Source organism: Streptomyces sp. S3(2020) (assembly GCF_013044505.1).
Taxonomy (GTDB): Bacteria; Actinomycetota; Actinomycetes; order Streptomycetales; family Streptomycetaceae; genus Streptomyces.
Map to the genome: position 1 here is coordinate 1 of NZ_JABERD010000244.1, position 13,567 is coordinate 13,567.

At 70.3% G+C, this 13,567-nt stretch carries 12 protein-coding genes; 4 read left to right on the top strand and 8 right to left on the bottom strand.

Annotated features, from left to right (window positions below):
• Positions 1-254 precede the first annotated feature (254 nt).
• Complete coding sequence (locus HLK59_RS42570) at positions 255-2,138, bottom strand: prolyl oligopeptidase family serine peptidase (protein WP_240982964.1); 1,884 nt, start codon at positions 2,136-2,138, stop codon at positions 255-257.
• Between the two features lie 144 nt (positions 2,139-2,282).
• Here HLK59_RS42570 and HLK59_RS42575 point away from each other — a divergent pair, with 144 nt between their 5' ends.
• The gene (locus HLK59_RS42575; RefSeq protein WP_171147031.1) at positions 2,283-2,657 is read left to right on the top strand and encodes a nuclear transport factor 2 family protein; all 375 of its coding nucleotides are present in this window, start codon (positions 2,283-2,285) and stop codon (positions 2,655-2,657) included.
• 43 nt (positions 2,658-2,700) lie between these two features.
• Complete coding sequence (locus HLK59_RS42580; protein ID WP_171147032.1) at positions 2,701-3,504, top strand: SURF1 family protein; 804 nt, start codon at positions 2,701-2,703, stop codon at positions 3,502-3,504.
• Positions 3,505-3,550: 46 nt separating this feature from the next.
• Here the strand turns inward: HLK59_RS42580 and HLK59_RS42585 are convergent, their stop codons facing one another.
• The 4 genes from HLK59_RS42585 to HLK59_RS42600 form a co-directional block, all read right to left on the bottom strand.
• Positions 3,551-4,711, bottom strand: a complete 1,161-nt coding sequence (locus HLK59_RS42585) for a hypothetical protein (protein ID WP_240982965.1) — start codon at positions 4,709-4,711, stop codon at positions 3,551-3,553.
• On the bottom strand, positions 4,708-5,385 hold the full coding sequence (locus HLK59_RS42590) for a SigE family RNA polymerase sigma factor (RefSeq protein WP_171147033.1): 678 nt from the start codon (positions 5,383-5,385) through the stop codon (positions 4,708-4,710). The genes HLK59_RS42585 and HLK59_RS42590 overlap by 4 nt, the downstream gene beginning before the upstream one ends.
• Positions 5,386-5,749: 364 nt before the next feature.
• Positions 5,750-6,829 carry an aspartate-semialdehyde dehydrogenase gene (locus HLK59_RS42595; RefSeq protein ID WP_171147034.1) on the bottom strand — a complete coding sequence of 360 codons (1,080 nt, stop codon included), beginning with the start codon at positions 6,827-6,829 and terminating at the stop codon, positions 5,750-5,752.
• Positions 6,829-8,106 (bottom strand): aspartate kinase, encoded by a 1,278-nt coding sequence (locus tag HLK59_RS42600; RefSeq protein WP_171147035.1) that lies wholly within the window; start codon positions 8,104-8,106, stop codon positions 6,829-6,831. The genes HLK59_RS42595 and HLK59_RS42600 overlap by 1 nt, the downstream gene beginning before the upstream one ends.
• A gap of 321 nt (positions 8,107-8,427) precedes the next feature.
• On the opposite strand from HLK59_RS42600, the gene HLK59_RS42605 reads away from it, so the two are divergent.
• Entirely contained in the window at positions 8,428-9,117 is a 690-nt protein-coding gene (locus HLK59_RS42605) for a response regulator transcription factor (RefSeq protein WP_171147036.1), read from the top strand.
• The gene (locus HLK59_RS42610) at positions 9,114-10,454 is read left to right on the top strand and encodes a HAMP domain-containing sensor histidine kinase (protein ID WP_171147037.1); all 1,341 of its coding nucleotides are present in this window, start codon (positions 9,114-9,116) and stop codon (positions 10,452-10,454) included. Before HLK59_RS42605 ends, HLK59_RS42610 begins: the two co-directional genes overlap by 4 nt.
• On the opposite strand, the gene HLK59_RS42615 is transcribed toward HLK59_RS42610, so the two are convergent.
• The 3 genes from HLK59_RS42615 to HLK59_RS52170 form a co-directional block, all read right to left on the bottom strand.
• A complete protein-coding gene (locus HLK59_RS42615; protein ID WP_171147038.1) occupies positions 10,420-10,926 on the bottom strand; it encodes an SgcJ/EcaC family oxidoreductase in 507 nt (168 codons plus the stop codon). The two genes, HLK59_RS42610 and HLK59_RS42615, sit on opposite strands and share 35 nt — an antisense overlap.
• 161 nt (positions 10,927-11,087) lie before the next feature.
• Complete coding sequence (locus HLK59_RS42620; protein WP_171147039.1) at positions 11,088-11,270, bottom strand: hypothetical protein; 183 nt, start codon at positions 11,268-11,270, stop codon at positions 11,088-11,090.
• Positions 11,271-11,378: 108 nt separating this feature from the next.
• Entirely contained in the window at positions 11,379-13,436 is a 2,058-nt protein-coding gene (locus HLK59_RS52170) for an NB-ARC domain-containing protein (protein ID WP_171147040.1), read from the bottom strand.
• Positions 13,437-13,567 lie beyond the last annotated feature (131 nt).

Sequence of the window (13,567 nt, forward strand, 5' to 3'; positions counted from 1 at the left end):
CACGCCAAGCGGGTGGGGTCCCGCGGCCGAGGCGCACACCTGCTGGACCGGCGCGGGGGCAACGGCTCACGGGGGGTGGACGGAAGGAGCAAGCAGGTCACCGTGGAAGTCGACTGCGGAACCCGGGACCTACCGCCCACCCACCGGGGCATGGCAGCCCGGCGGGGGGTGCCCCCTGTGGGGGAGTGTGAGGACAAGGCCCCTTAAGGGCCGACGGGGTTCTGGGGGCTGCGCGCCCAGACCCCCGTCGGCCCTTAAGGGGCCTTGTCCTCAAACTCCCCCAGAGGGGGGACCCCCAGACGGGCTGAAATGCCCGGGTGGGTGGGAGGTAGGTGGCGGGTTGCGAAGTCGAGTTCCAGGGTTACCTGTTTGATGCGTTCGTCCACCACCAGTGAGCCGTGGCCCGCGTCGTAGCGGTAGACCTCGTGGACCGCGCCGCGGGCCTCCAGGCGCTTGACGTAGTTGTCGATCTGGCGGATGGGGCAGCGGGGGTCGTTGACGCCGGCCGAGATGTAGACCGGGGCCTTGACCTGGTCGACGTAGGTGAGAGGGGAGCTTGCCTCGAAGCGTTCGGGGACCTCTTCCGGGGTGCCGCCCAGGAGGGTGCGGTCCATGGCCTTGAGGGCCTCCATCTCGTCGTGGTACGCCGTGACGTAGTCGGCGACGGGGACGGCCGCGATGCCCAGGGTCCAGGCGCCGGGCTGGGTGCCGAGGCCGAGGAGGGTGAGGTAGCCGCCCCAGGAGCCGCCGGTCAGGATCAGCCGGGCGGGGTCGGCCAGGCCCGTGCTCACGGCCCATTCCCTGACCGCCGCGATGTCCTCCAGCTCGATCAGACCGACCCGGTGCTTCAGCGCGTCCGTCCACGCACGGCCGTAGCCCGTCGAGCCGCGGTAGTTGACCCGGACCACCGCGTACCCGTGGTCGATCCATGCCGCCGGGCCGGCCGCGAACGCGTCGCTGTCGTGCCAGGTCGGGCCGCCGTGGATGTCGAAGACGGTGGGCAGGGGGCCCGTCGTGCCCAGCGGCTTCTGGACCAGGGCGTGGATGCGGCCGCCCGGGCCCTCCACCCAGACGTCCTCCACCGCGACCGAGCCGGGGGACTTCAGGCCCGGCGGGTCCAGGACGACCCGGCCCGTCGTCGAGCGGACCGTCGACGGTTCGGCGGCCGAGGACCACAGGTACTCGACGCTGCCGTCGGGGCGGGCGGTAGCGCCGGAGACCGAGCCGGGCGGGGTCGGAATCCGCACCAGTTCGCGGACCGCCAGGTCGTAGCGGAACAGCTCGCTGCGGGCCTCGAAGCTGTGCGCGATGAGCAGACCGGTGCCGTCCGGGTACCACTCGGCGCTCACATCACCGGGCAGGTCGAGGGCGAGGTCGCTCTCCTCGCCCGTCGAGACGTCCCACACCAGGGGCTCCCAGCGGCCCCTGCGCTGGTGGCCGATCAGAAGGCGCGGGTCGCCGTCGACCGGGGCGAAGCCCAGGACCTCCAGGCCCAGTTCCTGGGTGCCGCCCCTGGTGTCGTCGAGGTCGGCGACCGCCGTGCCGTCGGGGCGGACCACCCGCAGGGCCGAGTGCATCGCGTCGCCGTGCTCGGTGTGCTCCAGGGCGATCAGCGAGCCGTCGTGGGAGAGGTCCCCGACGCCCGCGGACTCGCGGTGGCGGTAGATCTCCACGGGCTGCTCGCCCTCGCGGGCGACGTAGATCGTCGTACCGTCCTCGTCGGTGGAGCGGCCCACCACCGCGGTACGGCCGTCCCGGGCGAGGGCGAGGCCCGCCGGGTAGGAAGCGTCCAGGCCGGGTGCCGCGAGGTCGTCCTCGCCGCCCGCGAAGGGCTGTCGACGCCAGACACCGAACTCGTCGCCGTCCTTGTCGTCGAACCACCAGATCCACGCGCCGTCCGGGGAGAGCACGCCGTCCGTCGTGCCGTTCGGCCGGTCGGTCACCTGGCGCTGCTCGTCCGTGGCGCGGTCCCAGGCGTACAGCTCGTACGTCCCCGTCGCGTTCGACACGAACAGGGATCGGTCCGGTGCGTCCTCCGCCCAGTCGGGCAGGGACACCCGGGGCGCCCGGAAGCGCTTCTCCCAGTCCGGTGTCGGTTCGTTCTGCTCGGGCGAGACGGACCCGTTGCTCTCAGTCATGGCCCCATAGTGCCTGGCCCCGACGACATTGCGCCGCCGAGGTCCCCAGCCTGTGGACAACCTCCGCCGTGACCTTCACCGGGGCCTCCCCCGCGACCTTCGCCGCGGGGCCGATTGTCAGTGGCCGGGTGCAGACTCGTCCGCATGACCGATCTGCGCAAGACAGTCGAGACCTTCTGGGCCACCGCCGAGGCCCGGGACTGGGCCGCGTTCGAGAACACGCTGGCCGAGGACGTGGTGTACACGCTGCCGCAGACCCGCGAGCGGATCAGCGGACGGGAGCGGTACGTCCGGTTCAACCGGGAGTATCCGGCTGACTGGCACCTGCGGATCGAGCGGATCGTCGCCGAGCCGGGACAGGTCGTCAGCTGGATCCACTTCACGGTGGGACTGGAGGAGATGTACGGCATCTCGTTCTTCACCGGGGACGAGCACGGCCGGATAGCGGCCGTGACCGACTTCTGGCCGGAGCCGTACGAGCCGCCGGCGGGAAGGGAGCACCTCGTCGAGAGGTACTGACCCCGCGGGCCGGTGCTCGCGGACTGCCCCGTACCGTTGAGGTGTGTACCGGTTTCTGCTGACGCCCCGTTGGTGGGGGATCAACGTCTTCGTGCTGCTCGCCATCCCCTTCTGTGTGTTCATGGGGTCCTGGCAGCTGAGCCGGTTCGAGGACCGGATGGCGGACCACGACCGGGCGACCTCGAAGGTCGCGACGGACGCGGGGGATGCCGCGCGGCCGCTGACGGACCTGCTGCCGGTGGACAAGGCGACGTCCGGCGAGCAGGCCACCGCGACCGGGCGGTACGGGAAGCAGCTGCTGGTGCCCGGACGGGAGCTGGACGGCAAGCCCGGCTACTACGTGCTGACCCTGCTGCGGACCGACGGCGGCGAGGCGCTGCCCGTGGTGCGGGGATGGCTGCCGGGGACCGCGGACGCCGCGAAGGCCCCGGCCGCGCCCTCGGGCGAGGTCACCGTCACGGGAGCCCTTCAGGCGTCCGAGCAGCCCGGTGAGAACGGGGTCAGTGCGCGGGGCGGGCTGCCGGCCGGGCAGACGTCGGCGATCAGTGCGGCTTCGCTGGTGAACCTGGTGTCGTACGACGTGTACGACGCCTGGGTCACCCTCAATACCGGGGACTCCGGGATGAAGGCGGTGCCCGCGGCCGCGGCTCCGGACAGCGGGCTGAATCTGAAGGCGTTCCAGAACCTCGGTTACACCGGCGAGTGGTTCGTCTTCGCCGGGTTCGTGGTCTTCATGTGGTTCCGGCTGATCCGGCGCGAGGTGGAGTTCGTCCGGGACGCCGAACTCGGGCTGCTGCCCGAGCCGGAGTCGTCTCCGGAGACGGGCGAGCAGCGCGCGTCCGTGTGAGGCGTCCGGCTACGCGGTGTCCGCCGGCCCGCCGGCAGGCGTGCGGCTACGCCGTCGGCGCGAGCACGCCCGTGTAGTACACCGTCCCCGCGCACGCGTTCGTCACCGTCGCCGAGGTCGACGGGGCGCCGCCCTCCGCCGCGCCGGTGATCGTCACGCTGCCGTCGAGGGTGCCGTCCTCCGTCATCAGCTGGGTGGAGGCACCGGTGTCGCCGCCCGTGGAGCTGCCCTCCGTGGTGGTGCCGGAGTTGTCCGTGGGGGTCGGCGTGGGCGTCGGGGTGGAGCCGGTGTCGGTCGGACAGGTCTCCGAGGGGACCCAGGCGAACTTCACGTAGTACGAGGCGCCTGGCTGGAGGACCAGGGAGGCGAGCTCGGTGGACGGGTCGGGCAGGGAGACCGCCGCGTCACCGGAGACGTGCCGGGCCGCGAAGACCTTGTTGGCGTCCGCCGCGCCGGAGACCGCCTCGCTCACCGAGCCCGGGCCGGTGACCGTACAGGCCGCGGCGGAGGCGTTGCTGAAGGTGAAGGTGCCGTACACCGCGCCGGCCGAGTCGGCGGCGTCGGTGCTCGCGGTCGGAACACCGAACTCGGCGGCCGTACACACGGGGACGCCCTCGGTGCTGCTGGCCGACGGGTCGGAGCTGTCACCGCCCCCGGTGGCGGCGCCGGAGCCCTTGTCCTTGTCGTCGTCCTTCGAGCTGCCCTTGTCCTTGTCCTCCACCTTGCCGGAGGAACCGCCGGAGGTGCTCTCGCCGCCGTCCGGGCCCTTGCCCTGGCTCGCGCCGCCCTGGGCCTGCGAGTAGTGGCCGGCGTTGAAAGGGTCGGCGTCGGATCCGGTGGCGCCCGAGACATGCAGCAGGGCGGGGACGGCGGTGCCGACGAAGAGCGCGGCGGCCGCCATGCCGACCATGGCCTGCCGCTTGCGGGCCCGTCGGGCGGGTACCGCGGTGCGCAGATGGTCGAGCGTGCCGTCGCGAGGCTCGATCTCCTCGACCGCGTGCTGCAGCATGCGGCGCAGTGCCAGCTCGTCCGAGTCGAGCCCTCCCGAGGGGCTCTGGTCGTCGAGGCCGTGGTTCACAGTTCCGTTCCCAGCAGTTGATTGCTTCGGCTTGGCTTGCGCGTCCGCACCGCCCGGCTCACGCCACTCGTACGGTTCGTGCGGGACGTGCGGATGACGACGCCCGTCGTGCTCCGGGGACCCGCTCATGCCGGTGCCTCCATGGCGACCCTGAGGGCCGCGATACCGCGGGAGCCGTACGCCTTCACCGAGCCCAGGGATATCCCGAGGGTCTCGGCGACCTGCGCCTCGGTCATGTCCGCGAAGTACCGCAGGACGAGGACCTCGCGCTGGCGGCGCTGGAGTCCCTTCATCGCCTTGATGAGCGAGTCGCGCTCCAGCTGGTCGTACGCCCCCTCCTCGGCGCTCGCCATGTCCGGCATCGGCTTGGACAGCAGCTTGAGTCCGAGGATGCGGCGGCGCAGGGCCGAGCGGGAGAGGTTGACGACGGTCTGGCGCAGATACGCGAGCGTCTTCTCCGGGTCGCGGACGCGTTTGCGCGCGGAGTGGACGCGGATGAAGGCCTCCTGGACGACGTCCTCGCAGGAGGCGGTGTCGTCGAGGAGGAGGGCTGCGAGACCGAGCAACGAGCGGTAGTGCGCCCGGTAGGTCTCGGTGAGGTGGTCGACGGTGGTGCCTGCGGCAGCCACGTCCTCGGCACCGTCACGCTGACTGGGTATGCGGGTCGGCCGCGCTGCGGGCATCGGCGCGATCACCGGCATGCCACCGGGCGGACCGGCCCTGCGGGGTCGTACGGCCGTGGGGCGCGGCGGCCGGAGAGCCGTACCGCGCGAGACCGCTGTGAAGTCGAGAACCTCTGCCACGCCAGTTGGACACGGCAACCCCCGTGAGGGTTGTACGTGCCGCGTGTCACTTTTGCGTCGTCTCTCGCGACCGGCCGTCTGATGTCAGGCAGCACAACCGACCGTGCGTCAAACGCCCTCATGCCTACCCGCTCTTCCCCTATATCCTGAATGACCGAGGTGTCCCCACACCTCGCACCACATCCCCGCAACCCCCGAAGGGGCGTCAACCCCCGGAAGGGCGTTCGCAAAGACGCTCCCCGCCCTGCGCGTGGTTGCGGAGGACGGGGAGAAAAATCTTCGGACAGCAAGGACGTCCGCAGCAAGTGGTCCGGACCATCGACCGGCTCACACTTGGTTCATAGATCTTACAAACCCGCCCGGTTCAGCCGCCTGTGAATTCCGCCGCCACCAGCTCGGCGATCTGCGCGGTGTTGAGGGCCGCGCCCTTGCGCAGGTTGTCGCCGCAGACGAAGAGTTCGAGGGCGGTCGGGTCGTCCAGCGCCCGGCGTACCCGGCCCACCCACGTGGGGTCGGTGCCGACCACGTCGGCGGGGGTCGGGAACTCCCCGGCGGCCGGGTTGTCGAACAGCACGACGCCCGGCGCAGTGGCGAGGATCTCCCGCGCCTTGGCGACGGTGACCTCGCCCTCGAAGCGGGCGTGGACCGTCAGCGAGTGCGTGGTGACGACCGGGACCCGTACGCAGGTGACCGCGACGGGCAGTTCCGGGAGGCCGAGGATCTTGCGGGACTCGTCCCGCACCTTCATCTCCTCCGACGACCAGCCGTCCTCGCGCAGCGACCCGGCCCACGGGACGACATTGAGCGCGACCGGCTCCGGGAACGGCCCGGTGTTGTCGCCCACGGCCCGCCGTACGTCTCCGGGGTGGGTCCCCAGTTCCGTACCGGCCACCAGCGAGAGCTGCTGGCGCAGGGTCTCCACACCGGCCCGGCCCGCCCCGCTGACCGCCTGGTACGACGACACCACCAGCTCACGCAGCCCGAACTCGGCGTGCAGCGCGCCGAGGGCCACGATCATCGACAGGGTCGTGCAGTTGGGGTTGGCGACGATCCCGCGCGGCCTGACCCGCGCCGCGTGCGGATTGACCTCGGGGACGACGAGGGGCACCTCCGGGTCCATCCGGAAGGCGCCCGAGTTGTCCACGACGACGGCACCGCGCGCGGCGGCGATCGGCGCCCACTGCGCGGAGACCTCGTCGGGGACGTCGAACATGGCGACGTCGACCCCGTCGAAGGCCTCCTCCGTCAGGGCCACCACCTCGACCTCCTCGCCGCGCACGGCCAGCTTGCGGCCGGCCGAGCGCGGGGAGGCGATCAGACGGATCTCGCCCCAGACGTCCGCATGGTGGGACAGGATCTGGAGCATGACGGTGCCGACGGCTCCGGTCGCGCCCACGACCGCGAGCGTCGGCCGCCCCGGTCGCCCGGATCCCGTCCCGGCCATCAGCGTCCCGTGCCCCCGTAGACGACGGCCTCGTCGCTGTCGGAGTCGAGCCCGAAGGCGGTGTGCACGGCGCGCACGGCCTCGTTGACGTCGTCGGCGCGCGTGATGACCGAGATACGGATCTCGGAGGTCGAGATCAGCTCGATGTTCACGCCCGCGTCGGAGAGCGCCTCGAAGAAGGAGGCGGTGACGCCCGGGTTGGTCTTCATTCCGGCGCCGACCAGGGAGATCTTGCCGATCTGGTCGTCGTAGCGCAGGGAGTCGAAGCCGATGCCGGACTTGTTCTTCTCCAGGGCGTCGATGGCCTTGCGGCCCTCGGTCTTCGGCAGCGTGAAGGAGATGTCCGTCAGACCGGTGGAGGCGGCGGACACGTTCTGCACGATCATGTCGATGTTGATCTCGGCGTCGGAGATCGTACGGAAGATCGTGGCGGCCTCGCCCGGCTTGTCCGGCACGCCGACGACCGTGATCTTGGCCTCGGAGGTGTCGTGCGCGACACCGGAGATGATCGCCTGCTCCACCGGCTTGTCCCCTGTCCTGATCGGTTCACTGCTGACCCACGTGCCCTGGAGTCCGCTGAAGCTGGACCGGACGTGGATCGGGATGTTGTAACGACGGGCGTACTCCACACAGCGGTGGAGCAGCACCTTGGAACCGGACGACGCCAGCTCCAGCATGTCCTCGAAGGAGATCCAGTCGATCTTCTTCGCCTTCTTCACCACGCGCGGGTCGGCGGTGAACACGCCGTCCACGTCGGTGTAGATCTCGCACACCTCGGCGTCGAGGGCGGCGGCCAGCGCCACGGCCGTGGTGTCCGAGCCACCGCGCCCCAGCGTGGTGATGTCCTTCTTGTCCTGGCTGACGCCCTGGAAGCCCGCGACGATGGCGATGTTGCCCCGGTCCAGGGACTCCCGGATACGGCCGGGTGTGACGTCGATGATCCGCGCTTTGTTGTGGACCGAGTCGGTGATGACGCCCGCCTGGCTGCCGGTGAAGCTCTGGGCCTCGTGGCCCAGGTTTTTGATCGCCATGGCCAGCAGGGCCATGGCGATACGCTCTCCGGCGGTCAGCAGCATGTCGAACTCACGTCCGGCCGGCATCGGGGATACCTGCTCGGCGAGATCGATCAACTCGTCCGTCGTGTCGCCCATCGCGGAAACCACGACAACCACCTGGTTGCCGTTCTTCTTCGCTTCCACGATCCGCTTGGCGACGCGCTTGATGCCCTCGGCATCGGCTACGGAGGAGCCTCCGTACTTCTGCACGACAAGGCCCACGTGCGCTCCTCGCTCAGTCAGTCACTATCCGCACATACGTATATGTACTGCGGTCGGCTCAGTCTAACGAGCGCCCGAAATCGACCTTCGCGAAACCACATGGTGAGACCCGGACGCCCAGCACGACCCTGCCCACCCCCACGGCGAACACTCGGCAAAGTGGGCCAGGTCACCCGCCGACGCTTTCCGTTGGTATGGCGGACGGGATTCATGGAGCGGATTCCGGAGCAGCTGCCGGTGCGGATGCCGGTCATGTGGTGACTGCGTGTTGACTGGCTCGGCGGGCGGTCGTCTTAAACTTCAAGCATTAGGATTCGCCGTGTGCGCGTACTGCTGGTGGAAGACGATGAGCCGGTCGCCGAGTCACTCCGGCGCGGACTGCTGCGCTACGGCTTCGAGGTGACCTGGGTCGCCACGGGCGGGGCGGCGCTGAGGCACGAGGAGCCCTACGACGTCGTACTCCTCGATCTCGGGCTGCCCGACACCGACGGTCTCGACGTGTGCAAGGCCCTGCGCGAGCGCGGGGACGTGCCGATCATCGTGATCAGCGCGCGGAGCGACGAGACGGACCGCGTGGTCGGGCTCGAACTCGGCGCGGACGACTACGTCTCCAAGCCGTTCGGGGTCCGGGAGGTCATCGCGCGGATAAGGGCGGTGATGCGGCGCGCCCAGCCGCGTACCTCCTCCGCCGAGCCCGCCGGCCCCGACCGCTACGGCGACCGCCTCACGATCGACCGCAAGGCGGTCCGGGTCCACCTGGACGGCACGGAGGTCCCGCTGGCCCCCAAGGAGTACGACCTGCTGGCCTTCCTCACCGAGGAGCCGGGGGCACTGATGTCCCGCGAACAGATCATGGAAGCGGTCTGGGACGCGAACTGGTTCGGGCCGACGAAGACCCTGGACGTCCATGTGGCGGCGCTGCGGCGGAAGCTGGCCGGGGCGATCACGATCGAGGCGGTGCGCGGGGTCGGCTTCCGGCTGGAGATCGCCAAGGACGCCGACGCCTCATGAACCGCCAGCTCATCCGCAGTTACATCCTGCTGGTCGCGGTGGCGATCCTGCTGTTCACGGTGCCGGTGGCCTTCACGCTCACCAAGCAGCTGCGGGACGACACCAAGCAGTCGGTCCTGCGCGAGGCCGAGACCATGGCACTGCTGCTGAGCAATGGTGACCAGGCCTCGTGCGACGCCCTGTCGAAGGTGGCCACGGCGTACGGCAACGTCCAGGCGACCCCCACCGGCAGTTGCCGGCCGGACCTGACACGCCCCTCCGCCGACGCGGCACTGACACGGGCCGTGGAGGAGAACGAGTCGACGACCGACTGGGGTTCGGACTTCGTCTGGGGCAAGCACCTGACGGTCACCGTGCCCGCCGAGGGCGACGCGGCCGTGCGGATCGTCTACTCGACCTCGGACATGACCGGCAGGCTGTGGAGCATCTGGGGCTTCCGGGCCGCGCTCGCCGTGCTCGTGCTGGCCGCCGCCGCCGCGATCGGCGCGTTCGCCGCCCGCCGGATCACCGCCCCACTGCGTGAACTCAACGCCATGGCCAGCAAGTTCAGCGACGGCGACCTCACCGCGCGCTCCCCCGTGACGGGCCCGGCGGAGACCCAGACGCTGGCCCGCACCCTCAACCAGGGTGCGGAACGCCTCGACACGCTGGTCGCCTCGCAGCGGATCTTCGTGGCGGACGCCTCCCATCAACTGCGCACCCCGCTCACGGCGTTGCGGCTGTCGCTGGACAACATCGCGGACGGCGTCGACGACGAGTTCGTACGGGAGGACGTGGAGCAGGCGACCGCCGAGGTGGTCCGGATGAGCCGGCTGGTCAACGGACTGCTGGTGCTGGCGCGGGCGGAGGCGAAGGTCACCGCCGCGGAGCCGCTGGCGTTGTCGGACATCATCCAGGAACGTCTGGACGTGTGGAGGCCGGCCGCCGACGAGCGCGGAGTCACCATCGCGCTTGGGGGGAGTAACGCCGACGGCCGGCTGCTTGTGCTGGCCAGCCCCGGTCATCTGGACCAGGTGCTGGACAACGTGCTCTCCAATTCGCTGGAGGTGTCACCGGACGGGGGCACCATCACCGTCCGGGTCGAATCGCGCGGTGACGAGGCCCTGTTGTCGGTCCTCGACCAGGGACCGGGCATGTCCGACGCGGAGAAGTCCCGCGCCTTCGACCGCTTCTGGCGCGGCCAGGGCCTGACCGGGCGCTCCGGGTCCGGGCTCGGTCTCGCCGTCGTCAAGCAGCTGGTGACCGACGACGGCGGGACGGTGACGCTCGGGGACGCGCCCGGGGGTGGGCTGGTGGTGCTGATCAGCCTTCGGGCATCGCCGAAGAGTGGTGGTTGACGATCTTCCACTGCCCGTTGCGCTTCTCGTACTCGTACGTGTAGCGGGCCTCGACGACGCGCTTGGCGCCGGTGTCCGGGTCGGTCAGCGTGAACTCGTACACGCCGGCGTCCAGGGCGGAGTTGTTGTCGAGGATGTTGATGTGCGTCTCGATCTTCTTGCCGACCGGCTTGTTCAGCAGGAAGTGCTCGAAGTAGTCGACGATGCCGGCGCGGTCGCTGCGGACCTTGTTGGACACGGTGGGCAGCAGGACGGCGTCCTTGCCGTACCGGTCGGCGACGGTCTCGGCATCGCCGGTCTGCAGGGCCTTGTTCCAGCCGTCGAACTGGGCGGCGATCTCCGCCTTGGTGGGCTTCTTGCCGCTGTGCTTCTCCGGCCCGGCGACGCCGACGCCGGCGGCGAAGGTGCCGATGGCGACGAGGGCACCGGCGGTGACGACGGCTACACGCTTGGTTATCGGGCGACGGGTCATCTTCATCTCCAGTGCGGGCGAGGGGGGTTGCTTCCTCCGCTCTGTCTGCGGTTCCTGTGGAGGAAGTGACTCCAGATTCGCGTGACACCGGTTAGGGGCCGTGCAGGCGTCGTACAGGGGACGTCCAGCGATGACCCAACTCACGGAGCGTGAACGCCTGACTACCTCACGCCGTGCCGGTCCCGGACGAGACTGACCCCCGCGCCGGCCGCGACAACTCCCATACCCACAGCGGTCATCACCCCCTGCCGACCGTCCACGACGAAGGGGGCGACCGCGGCGACGACGGCATTGAAGACAAAGAGGAACCAGAGGACGGGCCTGGAGGAGAGGAGGGACTTCATGGGGGTTCGGATCCTTCGGTACGGGGGCGTTGACCTGGTGAGATCAACGATCCCGTGGGGCGAGGGCCGGAACGAGGGGGTGGCCTCCCGAGGGCTCGGTGTAGGGGGCTACACCTCGGGGGGAGCGAAGAGGGGTGCGAAGTCCAGGCGCATGGCTCGGACGTAGGGGGTGGCACCGACCAAGCGCTCGAAGTCCTCGGTGAGAACGGCGGCCAGGTCACGCGCGCGAACGACGTCTCCGGCCCGTTTCCACAGGAAATCTACGAGCGCCCTTCGGCAGCTCAGTGTGACCCAGGCGGTCTCGCCATACATACGGGCCCTGCGCAAGGTGCACTGTTCGAAGAGTTCGGCGGCTTCCTCGATGTCCCCTGCCGCCGCGCGCACCCAGATGAGTTCCCAGTGGAGCGAGTCGAACATGGCAGAATCCCGACCCGCCGCCGCCTCGATCCTGGTCATCACTCCCTCGATGGCCTCGACGGCTTCCGCCTCATCGGTGTCGGCGTCCGTCTGGGCGAGATGACTCACCGCCTTGGCCCAGGCGGACCAGGCCCGAAGGGTCATCAGATCCTCGCCTCCCAGGACTCGTTCGGCCCTGGAGGCGTTCTTCTTCGCCAACGCCAGCGCGTCCGTTCCGCACTCCGCGTCCAGCAACGCTTCGGCCAGGTACGCCCGGGCGTCGAAGGTCCGCGGGTCCTTGGAGCCGAACGCCCGCACGTGATCGGCCAGATTCCGCTCCAGCAGCTCGATCGCGCGCTCGTCGTCACCGACGAACCCGTACGCCAGGGCCAGATCCAAACGCAGATCCAGGGTCACCTCGTCGAGGGGCCCCAGCTCACGCTCCACCGCGGCCACGGACCGCTCGTAGAGTTCCACCTCGCGGGACTCGTCATCGGAGTACTTGAGTCCGCCCATGTTGTACAGCCTGGCTTCCGTCTCGGTGTCGGATTCCGGGTCGGTGCGGTCGGCCATCGCCTCCATGTGCGTGAGCCACAACAGGTTTCCGTCGACGCCGCGAAAGGTACGGCTGTTACGGAGCAGCAGATCGGCTGCCTCGTGCGCCGCGTCCCCCTCCGCCCGCGCCACCGCCTGCACCAGCCGGTGAACCGAGATCGTGCCGTCCTCGTGCAACTTGACCATGCTGTGCGCGGCCAGCCTGCGAAGCGCCTCGGTCACCTCCACCGGACCGCCGAGCAGCTCCAGATACGCCCGCGGAATCCCCTCCGGTGCCCACCAAGCGATGATCCCCAGGATCCGCCCCGCCAACGGCGTATCGGCCAGCCGGTCCAGCGACACCCGCCATACCCTGGCGACCGTACGGGCCTGGTCCGTGCCCTCGGCAGACTGGGCGAAGACCTCTTCCGGGTACGCGGCGAGCAGCTCCCGGTAGCGCCCCGCCGAGATGCCCGCCTCCGCGCAGTAGGCCGCCGCCTGCTCCACGGCGAGCGGGAGATGGCCCAACTCCCGGCACAGCGCCTCGACATCGTCCCCCGGACCGTCGATCCGCTCGAACAGCTCCGCCGCTTCCGCCGGTTCCAGCACGTCCAGCGACAACGGCGAAGCCACCTTGTGCCACCCCGTAGCCCGCCGCGTGGTGATGAGGAACCGTCCACCCGTGGCCCGCCCCAGCAACGCCCGAACGTCCGCCGGGTCGGACACGTTGTCCAGGACCAGCAGCCACCCCTCCCGCCCCGCCAGCCACTGGACGGCCCGCTCCCGCAGCGCCTCCCGGGACAGCACGTCCCGCAGCGCCGGCTGCAACGCCACCGCCAACTCCGCGAGCCCGGCGTCGAGATCGGCGGGCGTCTCCGCGGTGATCCACCAGACGGGGTTGTACGACCCGACCCGCCCCGCCGCCCACCGCGCGGCCAGCGTCGACTTGCCGATGCCGCCGAGACCGTGCACCGCCTGGACGACGACACCGCCCGCCGCCGTGAACGCCTCGTCCAGCAGCCCGAGTTCCCGCTCACGCCCCACGAACAGCGCTGTCCTGTCAGGCAGATTGACCAGCGTCTCGGGCGCCGACTCGGGCAGCACGAACGCCTCAGGGGGCAACGCCAGTGACGTCTCGGCGTACATCGCGACCGAGCCGTCCCCGCTGAGCGCCTGCCGGATGGACCGCGCCGCCGCGATGCCCCGCTCCCCCGACGCCTCCGCCGCCGCGCTCACCGGGCACCACCCGCCGCGACCGCCACCACCCGCCCCGGCATACGGTCCTCCTCGCGCCCGTACCGCCACGGAACCAGCCGGGTGCCGGGGAGAGGATGCCGACCACCGCCACCCGCCACGACTCACCGGGG

Coding starts and splice junctions, on each gene's coding strand:
- HLK59_RS42570 (WP_240982964.1), bottom strand. CDS start 2,138: ATGACTGAGAGCAACGGGTCCGTCTCGCCCGAGCAGAACGAACCGACA.
- HLK59_RS42585 (WP_240982965.1), bottom strand. CDS start 4,711: ATGAGCGGGTCCCCGGAGCACGACGGGCGTCGTCATCCGCACGTCCCG.
- HLK59_RS42595 (WP_171147034.1), bottom strand. CDS start 6,829: ATGGCCGGGACGGGATCCGGGCGACCGGGGCGGCCGACGCTCGCGGTC.
- HLK59_RS42615 (WP_171147038.1), bottom strand. CDS start 10,926: ATGACCCGTCGCCCGATAACCAAGCGTGTAGCCGTCGTCACCGCCGGT.
- HLK59_RS42620 (WP_171147039.1), bottom strand. CDS start 11,270: ATGAAGTCCCTCCTCTCCTCCAGGCCCGTCCTCTGGTTCCTCTTTGTC.
- HLK59_RS42575 (WP_171147031.1), top strand. CDS start 2,283: ATGACCGATCTGCGCAAGACAGTCGAGACCTTCTGGGCCACCGCCGAG.
- HLK59_RS42610 (WP_171147037.1), top strand. CDS start 9,114: ATGAACCGCCAGCTCATCCGCAGTTACATCCTGCTGGTCGCGGTGGCG.